The sequence below is a fragment of the Pseudomonas sp. FA-1 genome, assembly GCF_056856075.1.
In genome coordinates this window covers 340,003-362,086 of the sequence record NZ_JBWXTH010000004.1, presented here as the reverse complement: position 1 = coordinate 362,086, position 22,084 = coordinate 340,003, and the positions used below count along the sequence as shown (strand labels likewise).

Annotated in this window: 24 protein-coding genes; 15 read left to right on the top strand and 9 right to left on the bottom strand. The window is 65.4% G+C overall.

What is annotated here, in order from left to right; all coding sequences use genetic code 11:
* The first annotated feature begins 59 nt into the window (after positions 1-59).
* The 3 genes from AC1MHZ_RS10435 (at position 60) to AC1MHZ_RS10425 (ending at position 2,200) form a co-directional block, all read left to right on the top strand.
* On the top strand, positions 60-446 hold the full coding sequence (locus AC1MHZ_RS10435; RefSeq protein WP_084857097.1) for a CidA/LrgA family protein: 387 nt from the start codon (positions 60-62) through the stop codon (positions 444-446).
* A complete protein-coding gene (locus AC1MHZ_RS10430; protein WP_480462256.1) occupies positions 436-1,122 on the top strand; it encodes an LrgB family protein in 687 nt (228 codons plus the stop codon). Before AC1MHZ_RS10435 ends, AC1MHZ_RS10430 begins: the two co-directional genes overlap by 11 nt.
* A 172-nt stretch (positions 1,123-1,294) precedes the next feature.
* Positions 1,295-2,200 carry an alpha/beta fold hydrolase gene (locus AC1MHZ_RS10425; RefSeq protein WP_084857103.1) on the top strand — a complete coding sequence of 302 codons (906 nt, stop codon included), beginning with the start codon at positions 1,295-1,297 and terminating at the stop codon, positions 2,198-2,200.
* A gap of 350 nt (positions 2,201-2,550) precedes the next feature.
* Here the strand turns inward: AC1MHZ_RS10425 and AC1MHZ_RS10420 are convergent, their stop codons facing one another.
* Complete coding sequence (locus AC1MHZ_RS10420) at positions 2,551-3,360, bottom strand: IclR family transcriptional regulator (protein ID WP_084857105.1); 810 nt, start codon at positions 3,358-3,360, stop codon at positions 2,551-2,553.
* A 194-nt stretch (positions 3,361-3,554) separates the two neighbouring features.
* Here AC1MHZ_RS10420 and hmgA point away from each other — a divergent pair, with 194 nt between their 5' ends.
* Genes hmgA through maiA form a run of 3 tightly spaced genes read left to right on the top strand, consistent with a single transcriptional unit; the run spans position 3,555 to position 6,797 of the window.
* The gene (hmgA, locus tag AC1MHZ_RS10415; RefSeq protein WP_324816122.1) at positions 3,555-4,856 is read left to right on the top strand and encodes a homogentisate 1,2-dioxygenase; all 1,302 of its coding nucleotides are present in this window, start codon (positions 3,555-3,557) and stop codon (positions 4,854-4,856) included.
* Positions 4,857-4,859: 3 nt separating this feature from the next.
* The gene (gene fahA, locus AC1MHZ_RS10410; protein WP_324816119.1) at positions 4,860-6,152 is read left to right on the top strand and encodes a fumarylacetoacetase; all 1,293 of its coding nucleotides are present in this window, start codon (positions 4,860-4,862) and stop codon (positions 6,150-6,152) included.
* A 12-nt stretch (positions 6,153-6,164) separates the two neighbouring features.
* Positions 6,165-6,797 carry a maleylacetoacetate isomerase gene (gene maiA, locus AC1MHZ_RS10405; RefSeq protein WP_482966321.1) on the top strand — a complete coding sequence of 211 codons (633 nt, stop codon included), beginning with the start codon at positions 6,165-6,167 and terminating at the stop codon, positions 6,795-6,797.
* On the opposite strand, the gene AC1MHZ_RS10400 is transcribed toward maiA, so the two are convergent.
* Positions 6,791-7,597, bottom strand: a complete 807-nt coding sequence (locus AC1MHZ_RS10400; RefSeq protein WP_084857113.1) for a SirB1 family protein — start codon at positions 7,595-7,597, stop codon at positions 6,791-6,793. The genes maiA and AC1MHZ_RS10400 overlap by 7 nt on opposite strands.
* Before the next feature lie 123 nt (positions 7,598-7,720).
* Between AC1MHZ_RS10400 and AC1MHZ_RS10395 the strand changes: the two genes are divergently transcribed.
* A complete protein-coding gene (locus AC1MHZ_RS10395) occupies positions 7,721-8,740 on the top strand; it encodes a Leu/Phe/Val dehydrogenase (protein WP_084857114.1) in 1,020 nt (339 codons plus the stop codon).
* Positions 8,741-8,781: 41 nt separating this feature from the next.
* On the opposite strand, the gene AC1MHZ_RS10390 is transcribed toward AC1MHZ_RS10395, so the two are convergent.
* A complete protein-coding gene (locus tag AC1MHZ_RS10390) occupies positions 8,782-9,042 on the bottom strand; it encodes a YebG family protein (RefSeq protein WP_224457978.1) in 261 nt (86 codons plus the stop codon).
* 223 nt (positions 9,043-9,265) lie between these two features.
* On the opposite strand from AC1MHZ_RS10390, the gene AC1MHZ_RS10385 reads away from it, so the two are divergent.
* Positions 9,266-9,736, top strand: coding sequence for a phosphate-starvation-inducible protein PsiE (locus tag AC1MHZ_RS10385; protein WP_084857119.1), 471 nt, complete (start codon positions 9,266-9,268; stop codon positions 9,734-9,736).
* A gap of 117 nt (positions 9,737-9,853) precedes the next feature.
* A complete protein-coding gene (locus AC1MHZ_RS10380; RefSeq protein ID WP_143515213.1) occupies positions 9,854-10,168 on the top strand; it encodes a hypothetical protein in 315 nt (104 codons plus the stop codon).
* Here AC1MHZ_RS10380 and AC1MHZ_RS10375 read toward each other — a convergent pair.
* The 3 genes from AC1MHZ_RS10375 to AC1MHZ_RS10365 all read right to left on the bottom strand — a co-directional run bounded on the left by AC1MHZ_RS10375 (position 10,157) and on the right by AC1MHZ_RS10365 (position 12,006).
* Positions 10,157-10,444 (bottom strand): DUF3509 domain-containing protein, encoded by a 288-nt coding sequence (locus AC1MHZ_RS10375; RefSeq protein WP_084857123.1) that lies wholly within the window; start codon positions 10,442-10,444, stop codon positions 10,157-10,159. The two genes, AC1MHZ_RS10380 and AC1MHZ_RS10375, sit on opposite strands and share 12 nt — an antisense overlap.
* A 126-nt stretch (positions 10,445-10,570) precedes the next feature.
* On the bottom strand, positions 10,571-10,918 hold the full coding sequence (locus tag AC1MHZ_RS10370) for an HPF/RaiA family ribosome-associated protein (RefSeq protein ID WP_084857125.1): 348 nt from the start codon (positions 10,916-10,918) through the stop codon (positions 10,571-10,573).
* A gap of 212 nt (positions 10,919-11,130) precedes the next feature.
* Positions 11,131-12,006, bottom strand: a complete 876-nt coding sequence (locus AC1MHZ_RS10365; RefSeq protein WP_084857128.1) for a helix-turn-helix domain-containing protein — start codon at positions 12,004-12,006, stop codon at positions 11,131-11,133.
* 164 nt (positions 12,007-12,170) lie between these two features.
* Between AC1MHZ_RS10365 and AC1MHZ_RS10360 the strand changes: the two genes are divergently transcribed.
* Positions 12,171-13,073 (top strand): DMT family transporter, encoded by a 903-nt coding sequence (locus AC1MHZ_RS10360; protein ID WP_084857130.1) that lies wholly within the window; start codon positions 12,171-12,173, stop codon positions 13,071-13,073.
* Positions 13,074-13,205: 132 nt separating this feature from the next.
* Here AC1MHZ_RS10360 and AC1MHZ_RS10355 read toward each other — a convergent pair whose 3' ends face one another.
* Both AC1MHZ_RS10355 and AC1MHZ_RS10350 read right to left on the bottom strand, forming a co-directional pair.
* Complete coding sequence (locus AC1MHZ_RS10355) at positions 13,206-14,180, bottom strand: 2-hydroxyacid dehydrogenase (protein WP_368829361.1); 975 nt, start codon at positions 14,178-14,180, stop codon at positions 13,206-13,208.
* Positions 14,181-14,395: 215 nt separating this feature from the next.
* The gene (locus AC1MHZ_RS10350; RefSeq protein ID WP_084857133.1) at positions 14,396-15,343 is read right to left on the bottom strand and encodes a LysR family transcriptional regulator; all 948 of its coding nucleotides are present in this window, start codon (positions 15,341-15,343) and stop codon (positions 14,396-14,398) included.
* 181 nt (positions 15,344-15,524) lie between these two features.
* Here AC1MHZ_RS10350 and AC1MHZ_RS10345 point away from each other — a divergent pair, with 181 nt between their 5' ends.
* Genes AC1MHZ_RS10345 through AC1MHZ_RS10330 form a run of 4 tightly spaced genes read left to right on the top strand, consistent with a single transcriptional unit; the run spans position 15,525 to position 20,301 of the window.
* Complete coding sequence (locus AC1MHZ_RS10345; protein ID WP_482966320.1) at positions 15,525-17,051, top strand: efflux transporter outer membrane subunit; 1,527 nt, start codon at positions 15,525-15,527, stop codon at positions 17,049-17,051.
* Complete coding sequence (locus AC1MHZ_RS10340; protein WP_482966319.1) at positions 17,048-19,225, top strand: FUSC family protein; 2,178 nt, start codon at positions 17,048-17,050, stop codon at positions 19,223-19,225. The genes AC1MHZ_RS10345 and AC1MHZ_RS10340 overlap by 4 nt, the downstream gene beginning before the upstream one ends.
* 4 nt (positions 19,226-19,229) lie before the next feature.
* A complete protein-coding gene (locus AC1MHZ_RS10335; protein WP_084857307.1) occupies positions 19,230-19,430 on the top strand; it encodes a DUF1656 domain-containing protein in 201 nt (66 codons plus the stop codon).
* Positions 19,431-19,440: 10 nt separating this feature from the next.
* Positions 19,441-20,301 carry an efflux RND transporter periplasmic adaptor subunit gene (locus AC1MHZ_RS10330; RefSeq protein WP_084857140.1) on the top strand — a complete coding sequence of 287 codons (861 nt, stop codon included), beginning with the start codon at positions 19,441-19,443 and terminating at the stop codon, positions 20,299-20,301.
* A gap of 44 nt (positions 20,302-20,345) precedes the next feature.
* Here the strand turns inward: AC1MHZ_RS10330 and AC1MHZ_RS10325 are convergent, their stop codons facing one another.
* Positions 20,346-20,792: a universal stress protein gene (locus AC1MHZ_RS10325; protein ID WP_084857142.1), complete on the bottom strand. Its 447-nt coding sequence runs from the start codon at positions 20,790-20,792 to the stop codon at positions 20,346-20,348.
* A gap of 248 nt (positions 20,793-21,040) precedes the next feature.
* On the opposite strand from AC1MHZ_RS10325, the gene AC1MHZ_RS10320 reads away from it, so the two are divergent.
* A complete protein-coding gene (locus tag AC1MHZ_RS10320; RefSeq protein ID WP_084857144.1) occupies positions 21,041-21,949 on the top strand; it encodes a LysR family transcriptional regulator in 909 nt (302 codons plus the stop codon).
* Positions 21,950-22,084: the final 135 nt, after the last annotated feature.

Sequence of the window (22,084 nt, the reverse complement as noted above, 5' to 3'; positions counted from 1 at the left end):
ATTCGCTTCTGGCCTGGGCAGCGCAAATCTAGAATGGGAGCCTCTCGAGGACCTGTCTGATGAACCCTGCGTTACTGAAAAAAAGCCTGCGCCTGCTCGCCGAACTGGCGGTGTTACTGGCCTTGTTCCTGCTCGGCGGCCAGCTGTCCACCTGGCTTGGCTGGCCCATTCCCGGTGGGGTGATGGGGCTGGCGCTGCTGTTGCTGTTGTTCGCCTTCGGCGTGCTCAAGCCGTCCATGCTCCAGCTGGGTGCTGGCTGGCTGATGGCGGAGATGCTGTTGTTCTTCATTCCCGCCCTGATGAGCCTGCTCGACTATGGCAGCCTGCTGCGCAGCGAGGGCTGGCGCATCCTGCTGGTGATCGCCATGAGCACCGTGCTGGTGATGGTGGTCACGGCCGTCACGGTGGAGCTGGTATGCCGCTGGAGGTTGCGTCATGAGCCTTGAACCCATGCCGCTGTTCTGGCTTGCCCTGACAGTGCTTGCCTACTTCGGCAGCCGTTGGTTGTACCGCCGCAGCGGGAGCTACGTATTGTCACCGCTGATCCTGGTGCCGGCGGTGCTGTTGGCCGTCGCTGTGCCGTTGCACACCGCCTACGCCGAGTACGCCCGCAACACCCACTGGCTGATGGGGGTGCTGGGCCCGGCGACCGTGGCCTTCGCCGTGCCGATCTGGCAGCAACGGGCAATGCTGGCGCGCCATTGGCCAGCTTTGCTGGTCGGTATGCTCGCCGGCAGCCTGGCCTCGATCGGCAGCTCCTGGAGCCTGGCGCACTTGTTGGCGCTGGATGATGCGGTCAGCCTGTCGTTGGTGCCGCGCTCGATCACCACGCCTTTCGCCATGCCGCTGGCCCAGGACCTGGGCGGTGTGCCGGAACTGACGGCCGTGTTCGTCATGTTCACCGGCGTGCTGGGCGCGATGTTCGGCGGCATCCTGCTGCGTGTGCTGCCGCTGCGCACGCCCCTGGCCCGCGGTGCGCTGTTTGGCGTGGGGGCCCATGGCGCCGGCGTCAGCCGGGCCCAGGAGGTAGGGCGCGAGGAAGGCTCGGTCGCCGGCCTGGTCATGGTCCTGACCGGCCTGCTCAACCTGTTCGCCGCCCCATTGTTGGCCATGCTGCTCTGACCGTTCGTACCCCTGACCCGCAAAGCCAGCAAGCTGGCTGCCAACGCAAGTTCCGCCACCCGGTGGGCTGACTAGACTGAGGCTCTACATAGAGCGCACATCCAAGTGCCCAAGGGCGGGCCGCGAACGCCGCCTGCCTTTTCGCCAACACGTAACCACCGGGACAATTCTGATGCCACTGGCAGAGATACCTTTGTGCGTCTGGCGTACCCGAGCCCAGAATTTTGCCTTTCGGGGCCAGACCATCCGCTATTGGACCGCAGGGCAAGGAGAGCCACTGCTGCTGCTACACGGTTTCCCCACGGCCAGCTGGGATTGGCATTACCTGTGGACGCCCTTGACCCAACGTTTTCGCGTGATCGCCTGCGACATGCTCGGCTTCGGCGATTCAGCCAAGCCTCTGGACCATGACTACAGCCTCATGGAGCAGGCCGACCTGCAACAGGCACTGCTCGCCTACCTGGACGTCGACCAGCCCGTGCACCTGCTGGCCCATGATTATGGCGGCAGCGTCGCCCAGGAGCTGCTGGCGCGGCACTGCGAGCTGCGCATCGAAATCGCCAGTTGCGCGTTCCTCAACAGCGGCCTGTTCCCGGAGTGCTACCAGGTGCTGCTGGTGCAGAAACTGCTGCTCAGCCCGTTGGGCTGGCTGGTGGGCCGCAGCTTCGGGCGCGACGACCTGGTGCGCAATGTCAGCCATATCTATGGCCCGTGCACCCACCCCAGCGAAAGTGCCTTGGACGATTACTGGAGCCTGATCGTCGCCAACCAGGGCACGCGCATCCTGCACAAGCTGATCGGCTATCTGCCCGAGCGCAGGCAGCACCGCGAGCGTTGGGTCGGCGCGTTGCTGCGCCGCTGTGTGCCGCTGCGCTTCATCAACGGTGTGGCCGACCCGATCTCCGGCGCGCGCATGCTCGAGCGCTACCGGCAATTGGTGCCGGCGGCGGACACCGTAGCGTTGCCGGGTATCGGGCATTACCCGCATACCGAGGCACCACACCAGGTGTTGCGGCACTACCTGGCGTTTCGCGAGCAGCCTGTGAGTTATGCCCCGCAGAAGGTCGCCTGGTCGTAGCGGGGTGATTCTTGCGGGCATAAAAAAGGCCGCTGCAGACGCAGCGGCCAATCGAGACGTTAGATCAAGGAGCTTCAAAATCAACGTCGGTGAACCTTGCAGGCGCGAAAGGCAGGGGGTAGAGCCCTTCGTGCCAGCCAGTGAGATCAGAATAAGCGCTTGATGGCGTAGGAAAAATAGCTGCTTCGGACATTCACCTTTACGTTTTGGGTAAAAGTGATTACCTGAGCGGGCTTGTCCCGCGATCGGCTGCAAAGCAGCCGCAAACTCCGCCGGGCTCGGTCGGCCTGTTATATCGGGATGTCTGATTTTACGGCTGCTGCGCAGCCGATCGCGGGGCGAGCCCGCTCCTACAGGGACGCAGTGCTGGCCGGTTTAACAGGGCAGGGCGCATAACCCATCCGCCAGCTGGTGGCCTGGGTCGCCGCCAGCAGCCGCTTGGCCGCCGGGCCGTGTTCATCGGCATGGAAGATCGAGGTCGGGCCGACCACGGTCATCACCGCTGCAATCTGCCCCATGGCGTTGAACACCGGCGCCGACAGGGCGTCCACGCCCGGCATCAGCAGGCCATGCACGTGGTGCAGGCCGCGCTCGCGAATCTGCGCCAGCAACGGCTCGTAGTCGCCATACACCTGGTTCATCGCCGCCAACTCCTGCTCGCGCAGCTCCACCGTCTCCCGCTCCGGCAAGTGGGCCGCGAATACCAGGCCGGTGGAGGAGCTCAGCAACGGCAGCACCGAGCCGATCTGGGTCACCACCGTCACCGCCCGCACTGCAGGTTCGATGGTCACGACCGTCGCCCCCTGGTTACCCCACACGGCGATGAAGCAGCTTTCGTTGAGCTCGTCGCGCAGTTGCGACAGCGGCAGTGCCGCCACCTTCAGTACGTCGATGCTGCCCAGCGCCGCCATGCCCACCCGCAGCGCCTCACGGCCCAGGCCGTAGTGGTTGGTTGCCGGGTCCTGCTCGGCGAAGCCGCTGGCGATCAAGGCCTGCAGGTAGCGGTGCACCTTGCTCGCCGGCATCCCCACATGTTCGGCCAGGCGTGACAGCGAGGTGGACGGGGAGAGCTCGGCAAGCGCCTTGAGTATGTCGGTGCCGACTTCCGCCGAGCGAACCTTCTGCTTGCCGTTGTCGGCAGGGGAGCTGGCTTTGGTCATGGTGCGGGTATCCAGGGAGACAGGTGGGCGTCTTTATAGCTTGACGCCTTTCGGCAATCAAATTACGTTATTCGTAATCTGATTACGATAAAAACAACGCAGACGTGCTGCCATGCCTGGATCGCTCGCTCGAATGCAGCAGCAGGCCCACAGCCAGCTGCCCACAACGGCTCCCATCGAGCCCGGAGGCACCGATGACCCGCGACTCTTCCCCAGACCTTCAGTACCTGAGCGGCTTCGGCAACGAATTCGCCAGTGAAGCGCTGCCCGGCGCACTGCCGGTCGGGCAGAACTCTCCGCAGAAAGCGCCCTACGGCCTGTACGCCGAACTGCTTTCGGGCACAGCGTTCACCATGGCCCGCAGCGAACAGCGTCGTACCTGGCTGTACCGCATCCGCCCCTCTGCGCTGCACCCGCGCTTCGAGCGCCTCGAGCGCCAGCCGCTGGCCGGCCCGTTGGGCGCCTCCACGCCCAACCGCCTGCGCTGGAGCCCGCAGCCGATCCCGGCCGAGCCCACCGATTTCATCGACGGCTGGCTGCCCATGGTGGCCAACTCGGTCGCCGAGAAGCCGGCCGGCGTGAGCATTTACATCTATCGCGCCAACCGCTCCATGGAGCGGGTGTTCTTCAACGCCGACGGCGAGCTGTTGCTGGTACCGGAGCACGGCCGCCTGCGCATCGCCACCGAGCTTGGCGTGATGCAGGTCGAGCCGCTGGAGATCGCAGTGATCCCGCGTGGCATGAAGTTCCGGGTCGAGCTGCTCGACGGCCAGGCCCGCGGCTACATCGCCGAGAACCATGGCGCACCGCTGCGCCTCCCGGATCTGGGCCCGATCGGCAGCAACGGCCTGGCCAACCCGCGCGACTTCCTCACCCCGGCAGCGCACTACGAAGAGGCCACAGGGCCCGTGCAGCTGGTGCAGAAGTTCCTTGGCGAGCACTGGGCCTGTGAGCTGCAGCATTCGCCGCTGGACGTGGTCGCCTGGCATGGCAACAACGTGCCCTACAAGTACGACCTGCGCCGCTTCAACACCATCGGCACGGTCAGCTTCGACCACCCGGACCCGTCCATTTTCACCGTGCTGACCTCGCCGACCAGCGTCCACGGCCTGGCCAACATGGACTTCGTGATCTTCCCGCCACGCTGGATGGTGGCCGAGAACACCTTCCGTCCACCGTGGTTCCACCGCAATCTGATGAACGAGTTCATGGGCCTGATCCAGGGTGCCTACGATGCCAAGGCAGAAGGTTTCCTGCCCGGTGGTGCCTCGCTGCACGGCGTGATGAGCGCCCACGGGCCGGATGCGGAAACCTGTGAGAAGGCCATCGCCGCCGACCTGGCGCCGCACAAGATCGACAACACCATGGCCTTCATGTTCGAGACCAGCCAGGTGCTGCGTCCGAGTCTGCACGCCCTCGAGTGCCCGCAGTTGCAGGCCGACTACGATAGTTGCTGGGCCACCTTGCCGAGCACCTTCAACCCGAATCGGAGATAACCCATGAACCAGACCGCCATCGCCCGTAGCTGGGTCGAGCACGCCAATGGGCACAGCGACTTCCCGCTGCAGAACCTGCCCCTGGGCATCTTCAGCCGCCCTGGCCAGGCACCGCGTTGCGGTGTGGCCATCGGCGACGCCATTCTCGACCTGGAAGCGGTGCTGGCTGCCGGCCTGTTCGATGGCCAGGCCAAGGCTGCCGTGGAGGCCACCCGTGGCGGTGCGCTGAACGCCTTCTTCGCCCTCGGCCGCCCAGCCCGTGTCGCCCTGCGCGAACGCCTGCTGGCCCTGCTCGGCGAGCACAGCGAACACCAGGACGCGCTGAAGGCTGCGCTGCATCCGGCCAGCGAGTGCCAACTGCACCTGCCGGCGAAGATCGGCGACTACACCGACTTCTACGTGGGCATCGAGCACGCCAAGAACGTCGGCAAGTTGTTCCGCCCCGACAACCCGCTGCTGCCCAACTACAAGTACGTGCCTATCGGCTATCACGGCCGCGCCTCGACCATCCGCCCCAGCGGCGCCGACGTGCGCCGGCCCAAGGGCCAGACCTTGCCGGCCGGGCAGGCCGAGCCGAACTTCGGCCCCTGCGCGCGTCTGGACTACGAACTGGAGCTGGGTATCTGGATCGGCCAGGGCAACGACATGGGCCAGTCCATTCCGGTAGGCGACGCCGCCGAGCACGTGGCCGGCTACTGCCTGCTCAACGACTGGTCGGCGCGCGACATCCAGGCCTGGGAATACCAGCCGCTGGGCCCGTTCCTGTCCAAGAGCTTCATCACCACCATCTCGCCGTGGGTGGTCACCGCCGAGGCGCTGGAGCCGTTCCGCTGTGCCCAGGCCAAGCGTCCGGAAGGCGACCCGCAGCCGCTGCCCTACCTGCTGGACGAGCGTGACCAGGCCGCTGGCGCCTTCGACATCGAACTGGAAGTGCTGCTGCTCACCGAGCGCATGCGCGAGCAGGGCCTGCCGGCCCATCGCCTGACCCTGAGCAACACCCGCAGCATGTACTGGACCGTGGCGCAGATGGTCGCCCACCACAGCGTCAACGGCTGCCAGCTGCAGCCAGGCGACCTGCTCGGCTCGGGCACCTTGTCCGGCTCGGCGCCGGGTTCGTTCGGCAGCCTGCTGGAGATCACCGAGGGCGGCAAGCACCCGGTGGAGCTGGCCAGCGGCGAGGTGCGCAAGTTCCTCGAGGACGGCGACGAAGTCATCCTGCGCGCTCGCTGCACCCGTGACGGTGTGGCGAGCATCGGCTTCGGCGAGTGCCGCGGCAAAGTCATCTCGGCCAACTGAGGGGCAGGGCGCATGGAGCTGTTCACCTATTTCCGTTCCACGTCGTCGTACCGGGTACGCATCGCCCTGGCGCTCAAAGGCCTGGACTACCAGGCCCTGCCAGTCAACCTGCTCAAGGGCGAACAGCGTGGCGCAGGCTACCTGGCACTCAACCCGCAAGGGCGCGTGCCGGCCCTGCGCACCGACGGCGGCGAGCTGCTGGTGCAGTCGCCGGCCATCATCGAGTACCTGGAGGAGGCTTATCCACAGGTGCCGTTGTTGCCCACGGCGGCCGAGGCGCGGGCCAAGGTGCGTGGCGTGGCGGCGATCATCGGTTGCGATGTCCACCCGCTGCACAACGTCAGCGTGCTCAACCAGCTACGCCAGCTGGGGCATGACGAAACCCAGGTCAACCAATGGATCGCCCATTGGGTCGGCCAGGGCCTTGCCGCGGTGGAGCAACTGATCGGTGACGAGGGCTTCTGCTTCGGCGACCAGCCGGGCCTGGCGGATGTGTACCTGATCCCGCAGCTGTACGCTGCCGAGCGCTTCAACGTCGACCTCGCGGGCTACCCGCGGATTTGCCGCGTGAAGGCCTTGGCCGAGGCGCACCCGGCCTTTGCCAAGGCGCATCCTTCCCGCCAACCGGACACGCCGGTTCAGTGAATCGAACGCTTGGCCGACGGCAGTTGGCCAAGGCGTTCACTCAGTTTCAGGCGCTGTACCGGGTCGTCGGTCAGTAGCAGGGCATGCTCCAGGTCGTAGCGTTCGGCCTGGGGGCAGTCCAGTTGCTGATAGAGCGTGGCCCGGGCCAAATAGTCGCTGACCAGCACAGGGCCCAGCTGCATCACCCGTTCGGCGTCGACCAGCGCGGCCAGGGCATTGTCGTTGCTACCGTGCAGGTGGCGCAGGTTGCGCGACAGGCGTTGGAGCATCTGCGCGGGGGTGGCGCTGCGCATGTGTTCGGCGGTCAGCGGCATGTGCGGGCCGAACTGGCGGGCCAGCAGCTCACGGCAGTCCGCCGGGTACAGGCGCCGGCCGCCGCAGGGGTCGAGCAGGTGATCGGCACCGGGCACCCGGAGCAGGAAATGGCCTGGGAAGTTCACCCCTTCCAGCGGTATCGACAGGCGTCGCGCCAGCTCCAAGGCGAGGATGGCCAGGGTCAGCGGCTGGCCGCGACGACGTTGCAGGACCTTGTCCATCAACGCCACCTGAGGCCGCAAGGGGTGGTACTCGTCCTGTTGGAAGCCCAGGGCGCTGAGTTGACGCAGCAGCGGCTGGGCCAGCTCGTGCAGGGGCAGGAGCGGCAACTGCGTGCTGATCTCCCGTTGCAGGTCCTGCAGATGGGCGAGGCTCGGCGCCGGGTCCAGCGACCGGTCGTGTTCGGCAGCTATCCACAGCGTGGCTTCCAGCAGGGCGACAGGTTCGCGATCCAGGCAGGCCAGGCAGGCTTGGCGTGGGTTCATGGGCATCTCCACATACGCTTATCTTTTAGCCCTGGCGGGTGCTTTCGTCCAGTGGTCCGCCGGGGGATCAGGCCTTGGCGGGCTGCCTATACTGGTAGGAGCACCTCTCTGGGGAGCCCGTTGATGTTCGCGCTCATGCAAAGCACCCGTACCCAGTCGCTGCACCTGTGCATCGATCCGCCCACGGGCCTGAAGGCCGTGGTGGTGATTCACAGTGAGCAACTGGGGCCTGCCATGGGCGGCTGCCGCTACTTGCCATACGCCGATGACGAAAGTGCCATGACCGATGCCATCCGCCTGGCCCAGGGCATGAGCTACAAGGCGGCATTGGCCGGCCTGCCGTTGGGGGGCGGCAAGGCGGTGATCGTGCGTAACCCCCATGTGGAAAACCGTGCGGCGCTGTTCGAGGCGTTCGGTCGTTTCGTCGACAGCCTGCAAGGGCGTTTCATCACGGCCGTGGACAGCGGCACCTCGACCCTGGACATGGACTGTATCGCCCAGAGCACCCCCCACGTCACCAGTACCACCGCCTCGGGCGACCCTTCACCGCACGCGGCCATGGGCGTGTTCGCCGGCATCCGTGCCACGTCCATGGCACGCCTGGGCAGCGACAACCTCGAAGGGTTGCGGATAGCGGTGCAGGGATTGGGCAATGTCGGCTATGCCCTGGCCGAACAACTGCATGCGGCGGGTGCGGAGTTGCTGGTCAGCGACCTGGACCCAGGGCGCGTGCGCCTGGCAGTGGAGCAGTTGGGGGCCCACCCGGTCGCCAGCGAAGCGTTGGTCAACACCCCTTGCGATATCTTCGCGCCGTGCGGCGTGGGTCCGGTGCTCAACGGCCAGAGCGTGATGCAGTTGCGCTGTGCGGCGGTGGCCGGGGCAGCGAACAACCAGCTGACCACGCTGCAGGTGGCCGACCAACTGGAAAAACGTGGCATCCTCTATGCCCCGGACTATGTGATCAATGCCGGAGGCCTGATCTACGTGGCGCTGACCCACCGAGGCGAGAACCTGGGGACGATCACCTCGCACCTGGCGCGCATCCCCACGCGGCTGACCGAAGTGTTCGCCCATGCCCAGGCGGAAAAACGCTCGCCGGCCAGGGTGGCGCAGATGCTGGCGGAGCGGTTGCTGTATGGGTGAGCCGGTGTTGCCTGTACGGGCGCAATTGCACACTCCAGTCCCTACTCCGTACCGCCCTCAAGCAGTTCCGCCAACGCATCCGGCTGGTTCTTGAACGCCCGGGCGAATACATCGCGGTTCTTGGCCATATAGATACCGGCCTCCTCGACCTGCTGCTCGGTCAGCGACGGCACCGCCTTGTGCAACACGTCGGCCAGGCGCTCGGCCAGTTCGAGCATTTTATCGTGACGGTCTGCCTCGGCCTTATCCATGAACAAGCGCTCCGGGTCGCGGCTGCTGCGGTACACCACTTCGACGGCCATTCATCACCTCTGTGCCTTTTGCTGTGGGTTGCGGTTTGCTGTATGCATATACAGTATCCGGTCAGGCCATGCAGATGCAACCACGGTGATGGCCTTTTTTCCACTAGCGTGCCTTGCGGCAATCGGTCGCCTTCCAAGCCAAGGGCCTGGCCTTTTAACTGCATGCAAAAGCGTCACAGGCGTGACGCATCATCCTTCAGCTCGTATCGGGGAATCGAACATCGTGAACATCAAATGGGCAGAAAAACTGCGCAAGGGCCTGCACGGCTCCGCCGACTCGCTGGGCAACCTGTGTGTCGAGGGTTTCCACTACCTGGCGTTGTTCGGCATCGGTGCCATCACGGCCTACGCGGCGGTGATGACCTTCCTGGACATGCTGGGCAAGGGTGGGGTCAGCGTCGATGACATCCTGCTGCTGTTCATCTACCTGGAGCTGGGGGCGATGGTCGGGATCTACTTCAAGACCAACCACATGCCGATCCGCTTCCTGCTGTACGTGGCGATCACCGCCTTGACCCGCCTGCTGATCGGCGACGTCTCGCACCACAAGGCACCCGACGTTGGGCTGCTGTACCTGTGCGGTGGCATCCTGTTGCTGGCGTTTTCCATCCTGGTGGTGCGTTACGCCTCGTACCGCTATCCCTCCACCAAGGTGCTCGATGCCAACGGCAAGGAAGTGGAAGACGGCAAGTAAGGGTGGTATGCCGCTAACGCCGGTCGGGGCGGGCAGGGTTGTGAAATCCGGGGCGTGGCCGCGGCCTGGGATCACGCCAAGGGGGCGTGAGGTTTGCGCGCCGCCCTGGATATCAACATGAGCTTTGACGACTACCTGCTGACCGACGAGATCCGCCAATACCTGAGCGCGTTCTTTCTCCCCCTGGGCATTGATCCGGACGCCACCTACCTCAACGAAATCGCCGATGTCATCGACGAAGAAGTGGTGAGTGTCCGCACCTTGGTCGAGGAGGCTGAATACTGGGTCGAGCGCGAGGAAGTCCCAACCTACGACCAAGGGCTGGTCGGCTTTTTCCACGCACCGGCCACCTTCGACCCGGCATCGCGTGTACGTGGCTTGCGCTTGTCCGACTTCGAGCGAGCCATAGACAGCCTGCTGCTATCGCGCTGAATGCGTGGCAGCCTGCGACTGTGTGCGTGGCAGGCTGGCCAGGATTTTAACCGCGCTGCCGTGGTGGTCCGTGGCCAGGCCCAGGCGGATGCTGTCGATGACACGCTGCAGGCGCTGCGGGTCGTTGCGCTGGGCGGGGGTGATCAACCGCTTGGCCGCTACCCCATTGTCGTCCGAGAGCGTGAGCATGATGCTGCCATCCAGGCTTTCGATACTCAGGTTGACCCGATAGTCGGGGGCGAAGGCGTCGCTGATCTGGTCGAATGGATTGTGCATGGTCGTTGTCTGCGAAGAATGACTGCAGGGGTTGACCGGGTGAACGCCAGGTTGGTTCAGGAAGGCTGACCAGCGGAAACGAAAACGCCCGGCATGTAGCCGGGCGTTGCCGTGCCCTACAGGGGGTCAGGCTTCGGGGTCACTCAGCTGCAGCACGCCACGTTTGCTGCGCAACTTGCCGTAGAAGTGTTCCAGCGCATTGTTCAGCTTGCTGGCGGCGCCATCGACCGCCTGGTCCAACGAAGTGGCGGTATGGGTCACGGAAATCGGTTGATGGCCTTTCGGGCGAGCCTCCATCTGGCAGCGTTTGTCATGCGGGCCGGGCTTGGTGCCGTTCTCGTCGCGCAGGTGGACCTCGATGCGGGTAAGGTCGTCCTCGTAGCGTTCGAGGCTGCTTTCCAGCGTACTGCGGACCCACTCATTGAGCCGGATGTTGCTTTCGATGTGGTTGCTGCTGTTGACCTGGATTTGCATGATTCAATCCTTATTCAGCTTGCTCGCAAGAGGCGCGCCTAGGCCACTGAGGCCTTTGGAATTTCTTCGCCTCTTGACTCTAAAGTCAGGCAACGGCGAAGCGAAATCAACCCCCTCCGGAAAATAAATTTCCTGTTGCAAATCCAGCCCGCGAGCCGGTGATACGCATCCCTTGTGGGAGCGGCGGTCCGACTTGCCCCGCGATCGCACCTTTAGCGACTGAACGCCGCCCTGTATTCCCCAGGCGTCGCCCCCAGTGCCTGGCGAAACCGGTTGCTGAAATGGCTGGCACTGGCGAACCCACACAGCAGCGCCACTTCGCCCAGCGGCAACGGGCCCAGGCGCAGCAGCCCGCAGGCCCGGTGCAGGCGCCGCGCCAGCAGGTACTGGTGCGGCGGCAGGCCGAAGCTTGCGCGGAACATGCGGGCGAAATGGTATTCGGACAGGTTGCAGCGCAGGGCCAACTCCCCCAGGGTGATGGGCTGCTCCAGGTGCGCTTCGATGTAATCGACCAGTTGCCGACGTTGATGCGGCGCCAGCCCGCCTTTCAAGCGCAGCCCCTGGCGCAACCCGGCCTGGCAGAGCACGGCATGGTCGATGATTTCATGGGCCAGGCTGCTGGCCAGCAGGCGTTCGCCAGGTTCGTCCCAGTCCATGGCTACCAGTTGGCGGAAGCGTCGGGCCTGTAGCGGGTCGTCGAGGAATGTCGCCTCCTGCAACTGCATCTCCCGGGGTTCTCGGTCGAGCAGGCGGATGCAGCCGAGGGCGAACTGTGCCTCGCTGACGTACAGGTGGGCCAGGCGGACCGCACCGTTGACTACCCAGTTGGATTCGTGGCCGGCGGGCATGATGCACAGCTTGTCCGGTGCGCCTTTGTCCGCCGGGCGCTGGCGACGGAAGATTCCAGTGCCGTCGGCGATGTAGCAGGACAGGGTATGGTGGCTGGGCGACTGGTAGTCGCGGGCGTCGTTGCGGTTGCTCCACAAGGCTGCAGCCAGGCCGTCACCCAGCTGCGCGCTCAGTTCCAGGCGGGCATGGGGCGAGGCGTGCATGGCATTGAAGACTTGCAGCTGGGTCAGTGGCGTCATGGGCGATTCCTCTCGACGCCATCCTACTGCGGCGCTGGGTGGCTGGCAGCCCCCGTGGCGGGAAAAGCGCAAGTTTGTGCAAGCGGGGCAATCGAAAGCGAGCAGAGACTGGTACCCGGCGAGGGCCGCACCGCGGCCCCGTTCAGGTAGCCTGGAGAAACCTCATGAACCTGTCGCTGTATTTGCTCACCGTCCTGATCTGGGGCACCACCTGGATCGCCCTGAAACTGCAGTTGGGCGTGGTCGCCATCCCGGTGTCGATCGTCTACCGCTTCGCCCTGGCCGGCCTGATCCTGTTCGCCGTCCTTGTGCTCAGCCGCCGCCTGCAGCCGATGGGCAGGCGTGGGCACCTGGTCTGCCTGGCGCAGGGGCTGTGCCTGTTCTGCGTCAACTTCATGTGTTTCCTCACCGCCAGCCAATGGATCGCCAGCGGGCTGATCGCCGTGGTGTTTTCCACCGCCACCCTGTGGAATGCCCTGAATGCGCGAATTTTCTTCGGCCAGCGCATCGCCGCCAACGTAGTGGGCGGTGGCGCGCTGGGGTTGCTGGGCCTGGGGTTGCTGTTCTGGCCGGAGCTGGCCAGCCATGGCGCCAGCCGCCAGACGCTCTATGGCCTGGGCTTGGCGTTGCTTGGCACCTTGTGCTTCTCGGCAGGCAACATGCTGTCCAGCCTGCAGCAGAAGGCCGGCCTCAGGCCGATGACCACCAATGCCTGGGGCATGGTATACGGTGCGTCGATGCTGGCGGTCTATTGCCTGTCGAGCGGCATTCCCTTCGACATGGAATGGAACACGCGCTATATCGGCTCGCTGCTGTACCTGGTGATCCCGGGCTCGGTGATCGGTTTTACCGCCTACCTGACGTTGGTGGGGCGTATGGGGCCGGAGCGGGCGGCATATTGCACGGTGCTGTTCCCGCTGGTGGCGTTGAACGTGTCGGCGGTGGCCGAAGGGTACCAGTGGACGGCGTCGGCGCTGTTGGGGCTGGTGGCGGTGATGGCGGGGAATGTGCTGGTGTTTCGCAAGCCCAGGACAAGCAAGGTGGGCGATGCGGTTGCTGTCAGGTGAGGGCAGGGTACAGCGGGAGCCGGTGGGAGCGGGCTTGTCCCGCGATTGGGCCGGCCCTGCCATCGGGGTGGCATGGCAAGGGCTTCGCCCTTGATCGCGGGACAAGCCCGCTCCCACAGGATCTGCGAGGCCTCAGCCCTTCCAGACCTGCGGGTTCACCAGGTCACGCGGCCGATCCCCCAGCAGCGCCGCCCGCAGGTTGTCGATCGCCCGGTTGGCCATGGCCTCGCGGGTTTCGGCGGTGGCCGAGCCTACGTGAGGCAGGGTCAGGGCGTTGGGCAGCTTGAACAGCGGCGAGTCTGCCAGCGGCTCCTTCTCGTACACGTCCAACCCGGCGCCGCGAATCGTGCCGCTCTGCAACGCCTCGACCAACGCCACCTCGTCCACCACCGGCCCACGGGACACATTGACCAGGAACGCACTGGGCTTCATCAGCTTCAGCTCGCGAGCGCCGATCAATTTGCGCGTGGCCTGTGACAGCGGCACCACCAGGCACACGAAGTCGGCTTCAGCCAGCAGTTGCTCCAGGCTACGGTATTGGGCACCCAGCTCCTGCTCCAACGCCGGCTTGCGGTTGTTGCCGCTGTACAGCACCTGCATGTTGAAGCCGAAGCGGCCGCGGCGCGCAATGGCCGCACCAATGTTGCCCAGGCCGACGATGCCCAGGGTCTTGCCGTGCACATCGCTGCCGAAATGGGCCGACCCGACGGTGGCCTGCCACTGGCCGGCCTTGGTCCAGGCGTCCAGCTCGGCGACCCGGCGAGCACACCCCATGACCAGGGCGAAGGCAAGGTCCGCGGTGCTCTCGGTGAGTACGTCCGGGGTGTTGGTCAGGGCGATGCCGCGTTCGTTGAAGTAGTCCAGGTCGTAGTTGTCGTAGCCGACCGAGACGCTGGACACCACCTCCAGCTTGGCCGCGCCCTCAAGTTGCGCGCGGCCGAGCTTGCGACCGACGCCGATCAGGCCGTGGGCCTCGGGCAGGGCTTCGTTGAACTGGGCGGCAACGTCACCGAGCTTGGGGTTGGGCACGATCACGTTGAAGTCTTGCTGCAGGCGTTCGGCCATGGCCGGGGTGATGCGGCTGAAGGCCAGGACGGTCTTTTTCATCGGCAACTTCTCTGCAAGGCAGGGGAACGGAGTCAGGCAGGAAGACGGGGCCGCATTGCGGCCCTTTCGCGGCACAAGGCCGCTCCTACAGGGGGGCGCTGTAGCTGTAGGAGCGGCCTTGTGCCGCGATGGGGGGCAAAGCCCCCCAGGTTCAACTGCCTGGAACGAGTGACCGGCAACCTACCATTGTCTCTGGTCCTCGTGCAGCAGCTTTCTCAGTTGGCGATCAACAGCTCGTGGGTCTTGAGGTCCGCCTCGTGCGCCGCGAGGATCTCCGGCAGCGAGTTGCGCAGGTACTCGACCCAGGTCTTGATCTTCGCATCCAGGTACTGGCGCGACGGGTAGATCGCATACAGGTTCAGTTCCTGCAGGCGGTAGTCGGGCATGATCCGTACGATGCTGCCGTCACGCAGGCCGTCGATGGCCGAATAGATCGGCAGCACGCCCACGCCCATGCCACTGCGGATGGCGGTCTTCATGGCATCGGCCGAGTTCACCTGGAACGGCGAGCTGGTGATGTTGACCACTTCCTGGCCTTCCGGGCCGTCGAACAGCCATTTCTCCAGCGGAATCACCGGGCTGACCATGCGCAGACACGAATGCTTGAGCAGGTCGGCGGGCTTGTGCGCGGTGCCATGCTTGGCCACGTAGTCGGGCGATGCGCAGACGATGCTGTAGGTAATGCCCAGGCGCTGGGAGACGAAGCCGGAGTCCGGCAGTTCGCTGGCCAGCACGATGGACACGTCATAGCCTTCGTCGAGCAGGTCCGGCACGCGGTTGGCCATGGTCAGGTCGAAGGTCACGTCCGGGTGCGAGTCGCGGTAGCGGGCGATGGCATCGACCACGAAGTGCTGGCCCACGCCGGTCATCGAGTGCACTTTCAACTGGCCGGCGGGGCGGGCATGGGCGTCGCTGGCCTCGGCCTCGGCCTCTTCGACGTAGGTCAGGATCTGTTCGCAGCGCATCAGGTAGCGCTTGCCGGCCTCGGTCAGGGCGATACGCCGGGTGGTGCGGTTGAGCAGCCGGGTTTGCAGATGGGCTTCCAGGTTGGAGACCGCCCGCGAGACGTTCGCGGTGGTCGTATCCAGTTGCGCCGCGGCGGCAGTGAAGCTGCCGAGCTGGGCCACGCAACTGAAAGCACGCATGTTTTGCAGGGTGTCCATGGGTCACTCTCAAGGTAGAGGACAAAATTGTGACATGAAGTAACCGAAGCGGTCTTCAGACTAAAGCCGGATTATCGCTGTTTTGGTAACAAAGATTCGCAGGAATATACGCTTATCGCCAGTGCGACCGCCCCCTAGAATTGCCCGGCCTCATCCACCTCTTCCTCGGGAAATCGCAGCTGTGCCGCGTCGCATCATCAGAGCGCTGAATGCGCTCAGTGCCTGTGCCCTTAGCCTCACCTTGAGCGGCTGTATCGGAACCTGGGGCATCGCCCCGCAAAGCAAGACGCTGCAAGCCAACACCCTGACCACCGACGATGCGATCCGCGAAGCGGCCACCGACGCCCATTGGCCGGCCCGGCAGTGGTGGCGCGCCTACGGCGACCCGCAGCTGGACCGCTGGGTCACGCTGGCCCTGGCCGGCAGCCCGAGCCTGGCCATGGCTGCGGCGCGAGTACGCGAGGCCAAGGCCATGGCGGGTGTGGTGGAAGCGGCGGAAAAGCTCCAGGCCGATGGCCAGGCCACGCTCAAGCGCCATAACTGGCCTGAGGACCCGTTCTACGGCCCTGGCGCGCTCTCTGGGGCCAACACCTGGGATAACAACGCCGCCATCGGCTTCAGCTACGCCCTGGACCTCTGGGGCCGCGAGCGCAATGCCAGCGAACAGGCCGTGGACCAAGCGCACATGAGCGTCGCCGAGGCCCGCCAGGCCCAGCTCGAGCTGGTGAACAACGTGGTGCGCGCCTATATCCAGCTGAGCCTGCATTTCGCCCAGCGCGATATCGTCAAGGCCGAACTGGAGCAGCAGGAGCAGATCCTGGCGCTGGCCCAGCGTCGCCTGGACAGCGGCCTGGGCACCCATTTCGAAGTCAGCCAGGCCGAGGCGCCGCTGCCCGAGACCCATCGCCAGCTCGACAGCCTCAACGAAGAAATCGCCCTGACCCGCAACCAGCTGGCCGCCTTGGCCGGTAAAGGGCCAGGGGAGGGGGCGCAGCTCCAGCGCCCGACCTTGGCCTTGGGCGTACCGCTGAAGCTGCCCTCGAACCTGCCCGCCGAACTGGTCGGCCAGCGCCCCGACGTGGTCGCCAGCCGCTGGCAGGTGGCCGCACAGGCCCGTGGCATCGATGTCGCCCATGCTGGTTTCTTCCCCAACGTCGACCTGGTCGGCAGCCTGGGCTTCATGGCCACTGGTGGCGGCCCGCTGGAGTTTCTCACCGGGCGCAAGTTCAACTACAACGTAGGCCCGGCAATCAGCTTGCCGATCTTCGATGGCGGCCGCCTGCGCTCGCAATTGGGCGCGGCCTCGGCGGGCTATGACATCGCCGTGGCCCGTTACAACCAGACCGTGATCGGTGCACTGAAGAACATCTCCGACCAACTGATCCGCCGCGAGTCGATGAAGGAGCAGGCGCATTTCGCCGCCGAGTCGGTGGCCGCTGCGCGGAAGACCTACGACATCGCCATGGTCGCTTTTCAGCGTGGCCTGACCGACTACCTCAATGTGCTCAACGCCCAGACCTTGCTGTTCCGCCAGCAGCAGATCGAGCAGCAGGTCCAGGCCGCGCAACTGGCCGCCCATGCCGAGCTGGTCACCGCGCTGGGCGGGGGCCTGGAGGCCGGTCGGGACGTGCCCGACGAACAGCGCCAGGCGGCCCCGAAAACGCCTGCCACGCTGGCCATCTTCGACACGCCAGGCCACGCCGAATGAGTACCTCGAGCCTACCCCTGCGCTGGCTGCAAAGCCTGGAGTGGCGCCGGGGCTTCTTCGCCTGGGCGCGCACCGACGGCGTGACCTGGGTCTACATCTTCAAGATCCTGGTCGCCGCCTTCGTCACCTTGTGGCTGGCCATGCGCCTGGAGCTGCCGCAACCGCGTACGGCGATGATCACGGTGTTCATCGTCATGCAGCCGCAAAGCGGGCATGTGTTCGCCAAGAGTTTCTACCGGGTGCTCGGCACCCTGGCCGGCTCGGCGATGATGGTCGCGCTGATCGCGATCTTCCCGCAGAACACCGAGCTGTTCCTGCCCAGCCTGGCCCTGTGGGTCGGCCTGTGTTCGGCTGGTGCCATGCGCTATCGCACCTTCCGCGCCTATGGCTTCGTGCTGGCCGGCTACACCGCGGCGATGATCGGCCTGCCGGTGCTCGAGCACCCGGACCAGGCGTTCATGGCGGCGGTATGGCGGGTGCTGGAGATCTCCCTGGGGATTCTGGTGTCGACCGCTGTCAGTGCCGCGATCCTGCCGCAGTCGGCCAGCGCCGCCATGCGTAACGCGCTGTACCAGCGCTTTGGCGTGTTCGCCGGGGTGGTGGTCGAAGCGCTGCGCGGCGACAGCCAGCGTGATCGCTTCGAGACCAGCAATGTACGCTTCATCGCCGAGGCCGTGGGCCTTGAAAGCCTGCGTAACGTCACCGCGTTCGAAGACCCGCACATGCGCAGGCGTTCGGGCCGGCTGGTGCGCATGAACAGCGAGTTCATGGCCATCACCACGCGCTTCAATGCCTTGCACCGCCTGCTCGAGCGCCTGCGCGCCCGCGGCACGCTGCAGATCGTCGGCGCCATCGAGCCGGGCCTGGCGACGCTCGCCGAACTGCTCGAGCCCTATGTCGGGCGGGCACTGACCGATGCCGATGCACTGCGCCTGACCCTGGAACTGGCCGCCTACAAGGAGGGCTTGCAAGCCCAGGTGCGTACGCTGCGCGCCGAGTATGTCCAGACCGCCCCCAGCGAGGCCGACCTGCTCGACTTCCACACCGCCTTCGAGCTGCTGTACCGCTTCGTCGACGAGATGTACAGCTACGCCCAGACCCACGCCTCGCTGTCTGCGCACAACCATGAGCGCGAACACTGGGACGAACCCTACGTGGCCCAGACCAACTGGCTGGTGTCCCTGGCTGCCGGCGTGCGGGCCTCGGCGGTGCTGTTGCTGCTGGGCAGCTACTGGTTGCTCAGCGACTGGCCCAGCGGCGCCATGATGACCCTGATCGCCACAGTGACCGTGGGCCTGTCGGCCGCCTCGCCGAATCCCAAGCGCATGTCGTTCCAGATGGCCTGCGGGACGATGATCGGCGCCTTCGTCGGCTTTTTCGAAACCTTCTTCGTGTTTCCCTGGATCGACGGCTTCCCGCTGCTGTGCGCTGTGCTGGCGCCGGTGTTCGTGTTGGGCGCGTTCCTGTCCTCACGCCCGGCCTACGCAGGCTATGGCATCGGCCTGCTGGTGTTCTTCGCCATCGGCTCGGTGCCCAACAACTTGACGATCTACAACCCGTACACCTTCATCAACGACTACATCGGCATGGTCATCGGCATGCTGGTCTGCGCCGCCGCCGGGGCGATCATCCTGCCGCCCAACAGCCGCTGGCTCTGGAGCCGCCTGGAGCAGGACCTGCGCGAGCAGGTGCTGTTCGCCATCACCGGGCGCCTGCGCGGGCTCGGCTCGGCCTTCGAAAGCCGCACCCGAGATCTGCTGCACCAGGCCTATGGCTTGGCCGCCGGCAAGCCCCAGGTACAGAGCGAACTGATGCGCTGGATGTTCACCGTGCTGGAGATCGGCCACGCGATCATCGAGTTGCGCAAGGAACAGGTGCGCGCGCCGGTGCATCCGGCCTATGCCGAGTCGCAACCCTGGCGCCAGGCCATCCGCGTCATGGGCCGGGCCCTGGCGCGGTTGTTCCTGCAGCCCAACGCCAGCAACCACGAACGCGCCCTGGTGGCCGTGGACCACGCCATCAGCCGCGTGCAAGCCACCGACGAACCCTTCGCCCGGCACTTCGATACCTCGGTGTTGCGCCGGGTGCAGAGCTACCTGCATTTCATCCGTACCTCCCTGCTCGACCCACAGTCGCCGTTGGCCCCGGCGAAAGGACTGCACCGTGCTCCGTGAAATCATGCCCCGCGAAATCGCCTTCCATGGCGTGTACATGCCCTCCATGACCTTGATGTTCCTGTTCGCCGCGGGCCTGGCCTGGGGCCTGGATCGCTTCATCGCGAGCATCGACGGCTACCGCTTCTTCTGGCACCCGGCGTTGCTGCGCCTGTGCCTGTTCATCTGCCTCTTCGGCGCCATGGCGCTGTCCTTGTATTGGTGAGAAACCTTCGATGAAAAAGTTCTTCAGCCTGATCGCCACCTTACTGGTGCTGGCGGGCGCCGTGGTGATCGGCCGCCAGTTGTGGCTGCATTACATGACCACGCCCTGGACCCGTGACGGCCGGGTGCGCGCTGACATCATCAACGTCGCCGCCGATGTGCCGGGCTATGTGGTGGACGTGCCGGTGCGGGACAACCAGCGGGTGAAGAAGGGCGACCTGCTGATTCAGATCGACCCCGAGCATTACCAGCTGGCGGTGAACCAGGCCAAGGCCCTGGTCGCCTCGCGCAAGGCCACCTGGGAGATGCGCAAGGTCAACGCCAAGCGCCGCGCCGACCTGGACAACCTGGTGATCTCCAAGGAAAACCGCGACGACGCCAGCAACATCGCCAGCGCCGCCCTGGCCGACTACCAGCAGGCCCAGGCCCAGCTGGCTGCCGCCGAGCTGAACCTCAAGCGCACGCGGATCATTGCCACGGTCGATGGCTACGTCACCAACCTGAACGTTCACAAAGGGGACTACGCCCGCACCGGCGAGGCGGTGATGGCGGTGGTCGACGAGCACTCGTTCTGGGTGTACGGCTTCTTCGAGGAAACCAAGCTGCCCCATGTGAAGGTGGGCGACCAGGCCGAACTGCAGATGATGAGCGGCGAGCGCATCAAGGGCCATGTGGAGAGTATCGCCCGGGGCATCTACGACCGTGACAACCCGCAGAGTCGCGAACTGGTTGCCGATGTGAACCCGACCTTCAACTGGGTGCGTCTGGCCCAGCGGGTGCCGGTGCGGATTCACATCGACGAAGTGCCCGACGGCTTCCTGCTGGCTGCGGGCACGACCTGCACGGTGGTGGTCAAGCCGAGCGTTCTGTAGGAGCGGCCTTGCGCCGCGAAAGGGGCGCAACGCGTCCCCAATCGCTAGACCACCCCCACCAACACCGGCACCTGCACCCGATCGATCACCTTCGCACTGACCGAAGGGTCCAGCAACCGCCCCAGCCTGGACAGGTGCCGGTGGCCCATGACGATCAACTCGCACGCCAGCGCCTGGGCTTTTTCGACGATGGCATCGACCGGCTCCGCGGCGACCACGCTGCCATGGCAATCGAAGCCTGCCTCGCGCAAGGTGCGCACGGCACCGGCCACGGCCTGTTCGGCCAGGCGCTGCTCCTCGCAGGCGGCGGGGTATTCCGCCTGTTCCTGCTCGGTGTAGCTCGCCGGGCGCTCATGCACGGCGAAGGTCGTGTCGATGGCCAACAGCACATGCAGTTCATGCTCGCCGGGGCGGCAGTAGCGGTGGGCGAGGTCGAGCAGGGTGTGGCTGGCGGGGGAGGCGTCGATGGCGATCAGGACCGGGCGGGGCATGGGGGTTCCTTCAGGCTGCAAAGGCTGGGTTGGCAGTTCCGGCCCAACCGCTGGCAAGCCAGCTCCCAGCGGCCCTGCGTTGCATGGGCAGCACCTGTGGGAGCCGGCTTGCCGGCGATGAGGGCCAGGCCATTGTTCAAGCTTTGCGCCAGGGAATAAATGGCCTGCCACGCACGGCGTCGTTGCGTCAGACGCAATCCACCAACCTGCTAACATCGCATTTCCTACAGCTGTCACGGAAAACGGCCATGCAACTGCCAGACATGAACCTGCTCGTCGCCCTCGATGCGCTGCTCGACGAGGGCAGTGTGGTCGGTGCGGCCCGGCGCATGAACCTGAGCCCGGCGGCGATGAGCCGTACCCTGGGCCGGATCCGCGATGCCCTGGGCGACCCGATCCTGGTCCGCGCCGGTCGCGGCCTGGTGCCCACACCCCGGGCGCAGGCCTTGCGCGAGCAGGTCTCGGCCCTGGTGGAGCAGGCCGGTCAGGTATTTCGCAGTGGTGACGACGTCGACCTGCCGAATCTGGAGCGGGCCTTCAACATCCGCACCAACGACCTGTTCATCGCACTGTATGGCGCGCAGTTGCTGCGCATGATGCACGAGCAGGCGCCGCGTACCGTGCTCCGGTTCGTCCCGGAGAGCCCAGGCGGGGATGACGACAGCGTACTGCGGGATGGGCGCACCGACCTGATCATCAGCTCGACCATCGACCTGGGGCCGGAGATCAAGGTGCAGAGCTTGTTCCAGACCGTCTACATCGGCCTGGCCCGGCGCGACCACCCGATCTTCGACGCCGAAATCACGCCTGAACGCTTCGCCGCCTACCCGCAAATCAGCGTTTCGCGACGTGGCCGGGCCAACGGGCCGATCGATATGGAGCTTGCCAACCACAAGGTGCAGCGGCGCGTGGCGTTGATCACCCCAAGTTTCCACTCGGCGATGTTTTCGCTACCCGATTCGGACCTGCTCCTGCCGATGCCGGCCAACATCCTCAATAGCGTGAACAAGCTGGGGCTGCCGCTGCGCTCGTTCCAGATCCCATTGCCGCTCGAGCAGGTGACCGTCATGCAGGCATGGCACCCGCGCTTTCAGAACGACCCGGCGCATCGCTGGTTGCGCCAGACGCTGAAGGCCTGTTGCAGCGTCGATCCGTGAAGAGGGGCGCTGTGCGCCCATCGCGGGACAAGCCCGCTCCTACATATTCTCTACGGCTTTCTAAAACGGCACGGTACCTGTGGGAGCGGGCTTGTCCCGCGATGGGGGCGGTAAGCTCTTGGCATGGATTGCGCC

Excerpts from the sequence above, each read along its gene's own strand:
- AC1MHZ_RS10340 (WP_482966319.1), top strand. The coding sequence starts at position 17,048 with ATGAGTACCTCGAGCCTACCCCTGCGCTGGCTGCAAAGCCTGGAGTGG.
- AC1MHZ_RS10425 (WP_084857103.1), top strand. The coding sequence starts at position 1,295 with ATGCCACTGGCAGAGATACCTTTGTGCGTCTGGCGTACCCGAGCCCAG.
- AC1MHZ_RS10330 (WP_084857140.1), top strand. The coding sequence starts at position 19,441 with ATGAAAAAGTTCTTCAGCCTGATCGCCACCTTACTGGTGCTGGCGGGC.
- AC1MHZ_RS10370 (WP_084857125.1), bottom strand. The coding sequence starts at position 10,918 with ATGCAAATCCAGGTCAACAGCAGCAACCACATCGAAAGCAACATCCGG.
- AC1MHZ_RS10320 (WP_084857144.1), top strand. The coding sequence starts at position 21,041 with ATGCAACTGCCAGACATGAACCTGCTCGTCGCCCTCGATGCGCTGCTC.
- AC1MHZ_RS10395 (WP_084857114.1), top strand. The coding sequence starts at position 7,721 with ATGTTCGCGCTCATGCAAAGCACCCGTACCCAGTCGCTGCACCTGTGC.
- AC1MHZ_RS10355 (WP_368829361.1), bottom strand. The coding sequence starts at position 14,180 with ATGAAAAAGACCGTCCTGGCCTTCAGCCGCATCACCCCGGCCATGGCC.
- AC1MHZ_RS10350 (WP_084857133.1), bottom strand. The coding sequence starts at position 15,343 with ATGGACACCCTGCAAAACATGCGTGCTTTCAGTTGCGTGGCCCAGCTC.
- AC1MHZ_RS10365 (WP_084857128.1), bottom strand. The coding sequence starts at position 12,006 with ATGACGCCACTGACCCAGCTGCAAGTCTTCAATGCCATGCACGCCTCG.
- fahA (WP_324816119.1), top strand. The coding sequence starts at position 4,860 with ATGAACCAGACCGCCATCGCCCGTAGCTGGGTCGAGCACGCCAATGGG.
- AC1MHZ_RS10435 (WP_084857097.1), top strand. The coding sequence starts at position 60 with ATGAACCCTGCGTTACTGAAAAAAAGCCTGCGCCTGCTCGCCGAACTG.
- AC1MHZ_RS10380 (WP_143515213.1), top strand. The coding sequence starts at position 9,854 with ATGAGCTTTGACGACTACCTGCTGACCGACGAGATCCGCCAATACCTG.
- AC1MHZ_RS10375 (WP_084857123.1), bottom strand. The coding sequence starts at position 10,444 with ATGCACAATCCATTCGACCAGATCAGCGACGCCTTCGCCCCCGACTAT.
- maiA (WP_482966321.1), top strand. The coding sequence starts at position 6,165 with ATGGAGCTGTTCACCTATTTCCGTTCCACGTCGTCGTACCGGGTACGC.
- hmgA (WP_324816122.1), top strand. The coding sequence starts at position 3,555 with ATGACCCGCGACTCTTCCCCAGACCTTCAGTACCTGAGCGGCTTCGGC.
- AC1MHZ_RS10400 (WP_084857113.1), bottom strand. The coding sequence starts at position 7,597 with ATGAACCCACGCCAAGCCTGCCTGGCCTGCCTGGATCGCGAACCTGTC.
- AC1MHZ_RS10325 (WP_084857142.1), bottom strand. The coding sequence starts at position 20,792 with ATGCCCCGCCCGGTCCTGATCGCCATCGACGCCTCCCCCGCCAGCCAC.
- AC1MHZ_RS10430 (WP_480462256.1), top strand. The coding sequence starts at position 436 with ATGAGCCTTGAACCCATGCCGCTGTTCTGGCTTGCCCTGACAGTGCTT.
- AC1MHZ_RS10420 (WP_084857105.1), bottom strand. The coding sequence starts at position 3,360 with ATGACCAAAGCCAGCTCCCCTGCCGACAACGGCAAGCAGAAGGTTCGC.
- AC1MHZ_RS10335 (WP_084857307.1), top strand. The coding sequence starts at position 19,230 with ATGCCCCGCGAAATCGCCTTCCATGGCGTGTACATGCCCTCCATGACC.
- AC1MHZ_RS10390 (WP_224457978.1), bottom strand. The coding sequence starts at position 9,042 with ATGGCCGTCGAAGTGGTGTACCGCAGCAGCCGCGACCCGGAGCGCTTG.
- AC1MHZ_RS10360 (WP_084857130.1), top strand. The coding sequence starts at position 12,171 with ATGAACCTGTCGCTGTATTTGCTCACCGTCCTGATCTGGGGCACCACC.